At 31.3% G+C, this 3,848-nt stretch carries 3 protein-coding genes and 1 pseudogene; all 4 read right to left on the reverse strand.

The genetic code is table 11. The annotated features are described in order from the left end of the window. A pseudogene (locus tag KA468_RS03885) lies at nucleotides 1–1,520 on the reverse strand (gliding motility protein); the annotation flags it as partial. Between the two features lie 106 nt (nucleotides 1,521–1,626). Next, nucleotides 1,627–1,920, reverse strand: coding sequence for a type II toxin-antitoxin system RelE/ParE family toxin (locus tag KA468_RS03890; protein ID WP_291241624.1), 294 nt, complete (start codon nucleotides 1,918–1,920; stop codon nucleotides 1,627–1,629). Next, complete coding sequence (locus tag KA468_RS03895; RefSeq protein WP_291241625.1) at nucleotides 1,920–2,165, reverse strand: hypothetical protein; 246 nt, start codon at nucleotides 2,163–2,165, stop codon at nucleotides 1,920–1,922. The genes KA468_RS03890 and KA468_RS03895 overlap by 1 nt, the downstream gene beginning before the upstream one ends. A gap of 33 nt (nucleotides 2,166–2,198) precedes the next feature. Further along, a partial coding sequence (locus KA468_RS03900; protein ID WP_291241626.1) for a TRCF domain-containing protein occupies nucleotides 2,199–3,848 on the reverse strand: 1,650 nt, incomplete at its 5' end.

The following is a 3,848-nucleotide window of genomic DNA, read 5'->3' on the forward strand; positions in this document are numbered from 1 at the left end:
TAAAAATAAAAATTGCTTTGCATACCCGATGAACTTACAGGTTGTTTTGTTAAAGATTGTTCTAAAACGGGATTTTTAGCCATCGAAATTCCGCCGGCTGAATTTTTATCTTTTGGGTTTAGGTTATCACTAAAATTGTCTCCAGAAAACATATCTGCTTTTTGATTTTCTTTGGATAACGCTAAATTATCTGCTGCTTTTTTAGCCGCAATAGAATCTGATATTTTTAACTTTGCAATGTAATTTTGATAATATTTTATTTTTTCTGAAGCAGACATTTTTGAAACACTAATAATACTATCCGAATAGCTAATAATATCTTGGTATTTTACAACATCTGTAATAATTTCTAACCTTTTTTTGGTAGGTTTCACTTCGATATGTTTTTCTGGTAACTGCACCAAAGTAGAATCTAAATATTTTTTTACGAAATGGAAATTTCGCTTTCTGTAATATATCTCAGAAATATTTCTGTAGTTTAAAGAAGCTAAATATTTATCTGAAACACTATTTTTTATAGATTTATTATAGTTTAAAATAGCCAATTTGTCCTTCCCTTTTTTATCGTAAAAAACGGCTCTTTGATGATGAATAACATCTCTAAAACTTTTGTTTTCAATGTTTTCCAATAATTTGTCAAGATTTTTATGAAAAGCTAATGTGTCGGATTGAAAATCAAACTGATTTGCTTGTTTCAAATGCGAATAAATAGTATAACTACGCGGCGATTTACGTTTCATATCAATCACTTCTTGAAACGCCACATAAGCACTATCTGAATAATGCATTTTTTCATATAATTGTCCTAAAATAAATGTATATCGCGCTTTTTCTTCTTTTAATTTAGTTTCTTTTTTGGAAATTTTTACGGAAGCTAATGCACTATCTAAAACATTTTTTTTAATATATGCTTGCGCTAAAACGGAATGAATATCAGCCAAATCCTGACCTGTAACTTTTTGTCCTTTTAACGTTCTATTTAAGTTTTTTATGGCTAATTGTTCATTTTCTAACTTCAGGTTTACTTTTTCGCGCCACACTTGTGCTTGATACACGTTATTACTTGTTGGATACTTATATAAAATATAATTAAACGCTTCCATAGCAGGTAAATAGCGGTGTTCGTAATACCTGGATTTTCCTAACATCAAATACGATTCGTCAATTTGATTGTTTTTTTCATATCCGCCAATATTCATTGAATGTTTCTGAATGGCTTTTGTAGCCTTCGTTTCGGCACGTTCAAAATTTGCGTTTTTGGTTGCTGCGCCTTCTTTTTGTTCTGCAGGCATTATTTGCATACGTTCTAACGGAAGTATGTCCCAAAAATCATCCGTATACGTCGCTTTTACATCTGTAATTCCTTTTTCTAATGCTATATTTCCATTATATAATACATTATATTTTGTATTTGTTGAATGCCATTTTCTGTTTATATAGTTGTCTTTTTTGGTAGAACAAGCCAAAATTAAGGCAAGTATACCAAAAGTGAACACATATTTTAGTTGTATCTTTTTCAATGTATTGTGATTTTTATAAATAACTTTAATTTTGGTTATTTAGTATGCAAACGTGTAAAAATAAGTTTTTTTTTTGAAATTGCAATGAAGTGTTAAACGGAAACGATTAATAATCTATTTGAGTTGAAGATTGTCTTCTTGTGTCGAAAATTCTTACTATTTGAATTTCGTTTTCAGAAACCTTGTAAATCACTTTATAATGCCTAACAATTATTCTTCTGAAATCAGGTTCAACTTCATCTTGTTGATATTGTTTAGAAAAAACTATATTCCTAGTTGCGTTTAAAATATCGTTTTTAACATTTCTTGCACCAACTAAGGATTTGACTTTATAAAAATCAAATATAGCTTTTAATTGATTTTTGGCAGTTACTGTCCAAACAATTTTAAGTTTTTCCATTACCAATTTTCGGATTCTTTCTCTAAAATTTCTTGTGAAATAGTTTCATTATTCTGAATTTCCAAAATTCCGTTTTGTAATTCTTGCGCATACATTTTTTTTGTTAATGGTTTGCCATCAACTGTAAATGCAACGGTTTCCTCATCCCAATAACTTTCCATTACCGCTTTAACAACTTTTAAAAGTCTTTCGTCAGCTATGTTTACATAATTTTTAATGTCGTCTCTTAATCCTATAGCTCCCATATTGAATTATTTTATATCAAAGGTAAAAAAAATTTATATCATTTCAATTAATTCTAAAGCTTTATGAATACTTTTTACGTTTTCAAAAGTGATTAAAAGTCGTAATCCGTTTTTAGTTTCTTTTTCTTTTACTTTACATAAATTTCCGTTTTGTTGTGCAAATTTCATTACACTCATAAAACGATTACTTTGGTAAAAATTAGATTGCTGATCGCCAATAAAATACCCAACCATTTTATTTTGTTTCAAAATTAAGCGTTCTAATCCAATTTGTTTGGCTTTCCATTTGATACGCACACTATTTAATAAAGAAACCGCTTCTTTAGGTAAAGCACCAAATCGGTCAATTAAACGTTTTTCGTAAGCTTCTAATTCCGCATTATTTTTTACAGAACCTAATTCATTATACAAACTCAATCGCTCCGAAATATTATTGATGTATTCGTCTGGAAACAGCAATTCAAAATCGGTATCAATCTGAAATTCTTTTACAAATTCTTTGGTTTCAATATCGTTTTCTTCTTCGTATAAATTGGCAAATTCATTTTCTTTTAATTCGTCAATGGCTTCATTCATAATTTTTTGATAGGTATCAAAGCCAATTTCATTAATAAAACCGCTTTGTTCGCCACCTAACAAATCACCTGCACCACGAATTTCTAAATCTTTCATCGCAATATTAAACCCGCTACCCAATTCTGAAAACTGTACTAAAGCATTGATTCGTTTTCTGGCATCATCCGTCATTACAGATTCGGGTGGTGTAATAAAATAACAAAATGCTTTTTTATTGCTACGCCCTACTCTACCTCGCATTTGATGCAAATCTGAAAGTCCAAAATTATTGGCATTATTAATAAAAATCGTGTTTGCATTGGGTACGTCTAAGCCACTCTCGATAATAGTTGTTGCCACCAAAACATCAAATTCGCCTTCGATAAAGGCAAGCATTAATTCTTCCAGTTTTTTGCCATCCATTTGTCCGTGACCAATTCCTACTTTTGCATTAGGAACCAATCGCTGAATCATTCCGGCAACTTCTTTAATGTTTTCGATACGATTATTGATGAAAAACACTTGTCCACCACGTTCAATTTCATAAGAAATAGCATCACGAATGGTTTCTTCGCTAAAGCGAATAACGTTGGTTTCAATCGGATATCTATTTGGCGGCGGTGTAGTAATAACAGACAAATCGCGAGCTGCCATTAATGAAAACTGTAAGGTTCTTGGGATGGGTGTGGCGGTTAAAGTAAGCGTATCGATATTTGCGGCAATGGTTTTTAATTTGTCTTTTACATTGACACCAAATTTCTGTTCTTCATCGACAATAAGTAAGCCTAAATCGCGGAATTTCACATTTTTATTTACCAATTGATGTGTTCCAATTACGATATCTATTTTTCCTTCTTCCAAACCTTTTAACGTTTCCGCTTTTTGCTTAGCAGTTCTAAATCGGTTCAAATAGCTAACGGATACAGGCATATCTTTTAATCTATCAACAAAAGTTCGGTAATGTTGGTAAGCCAAAATAGTTGTTGGAACCAAAATAGCGACTTGTTTTCCGTTGTCAACTGCTTTAAAAGCCGCACGAATAGCGACTTCTGTTTTTCCAAAACCCACATCACCGCAAACCAATCTATCCATTGGACGATCGTTTTCCATATCCATTTTTACGTCGTG

This window comes from Flavobacterium sp., assembly GCF_017985075.1.
Taxonomy (GTDB): domain Bacteria; phylum Bacteroidota; class Bacteroidia; order Flavobacteriales; family Flavobacteriaceae; genus Flavobacterium.

Coding starts and splice junctions, on each gene's coding strand:
- KA468_RS03890 (WP_291241624.1), bottom strand. CDS start 1,920: ATGGAAAAACTTAAAATTGTTTGGACAGTAACTGCCAAAAATCAATTA.
- KA468_RS03895 (WP_291241625.1), bottom strand. CDS start 2,165: ATGGGAGCTATAGGATTAAGAGACGACATTAAAAATTATGTAAACATA.